We start from the raw sequence: 304 nt of genomic DNA on the forward strand, positions 1-304 counted from the left end.
TTTGGAGCGGGAAACGAGACTCGAACTCGCGACCCCGACCTTGGCAAGGTCGTGCTCTACCAACTGAGCTATTCCCGCATAATCTTCGTTTTTCGAACCGCTACTGCGTTGGCTGCCTTCATTCGCCTGAGTCACTTACTTCAGTAAGCTCCAAAGGACTCATTCAGTTGCCGCCTTGTCGCAATTCGAAATCCTGCGATTGGTGGTCTGTGCTTTACAAGCATTTTCAAATTTTGGAGCGGGAAACGAGACTCGAACTCGCGACCCCGACCTTGGCAAGGTCGTGCTCTACCAACTGAGCTAT

1 tRNA gene is annotated in these 304 nt (G+C 51.6%); it reads right to left on the reverse strand.

The features are described from left to right. Window positions 1-2: 2 nt before the first annotated feature. Window positions 3-78: transfer RNA gene (locus OGX92_RS01575), tRNA-Gly, on the reverse strand. Window positions 79-304 lie beyond the last annotated feature (226 nt).

Source organism: Citrobacter sp. Cpo089, from assembly GCF_030332695.1.
Lineage (GTDB): Bacteria > Pseudomonadota > Gammaproteobacteria > Enterobacterales > Enterobacteriaceae > Citrobacter > Citrobacter portucalensis.